This is a genomic window from Paenibacillus sp. MMO-58 (genome assembly GCF_037146255.1).
GTDB lineage: Bacteria > Bacillota > Bacilli > Paenibacillales > Paenibacillaceae > Pristimantibacillus.
In genome coordinates this window covers 1-472 of record NZ_JBBCVY010000042.1, presented here as the reverse complement: position 1 = coordinate 472, position 472 = coordinate 1, and the positions used below count along the sequence as shown (strand labels likewise).

Sequence of the window (472 nt, the reverse complement as noted above, 5' to 3'; positions counted from 1 at the left end):
CCCCGAGGCAGTTTCGTTGTTCGCCACGTCCTTCTTCGGCTCCTAGTGCCTAGGCATCCTCCGTGCGCTCTTATTAGCTTAACCTAATGCTCCGATTGCTTCGGTCGACTGTTCCTAGCAGTTTATTTCTCCATTAGATAAAAGATTATCTGTGGAAACAAACGTGCAAAGGCACATTCGCCGCGAATCAATCTTCGCTAACAATTGTTTGCTTAAGGATGTTTCATTCTTTCGCTATCCAGTTTTCAAGGTGCAAATTTGAAAGGAATTAGTATTACCTAATTGCTCTTTCAAAACTGACAACGAGCTGCGACTACTGCCTGTAGTTTGGAAGCTAAGCTTCCTATCCGATCATCATCGCGATCGGGTATTTCCTTAGAAAGGAGGTGATCCAGCCGCACCTTCCGATACGGCTACCTTGTTACGACTTCACCCCAATCATCTACCCCACCTTCGACGGCTGGCTCCTTGC

General features: G+C 46.8%; 1 rRNA gene. It reads right to left on the bottom strand.

What is annotated here, in order from left to right:
* Window positions 1-379: 379 nt before the first annotated feature.
* Window positions 380-472, bottom strand: a 16S ribosomal RNA gene (locus WFJ73_RS33220); the annotation flags it as partial.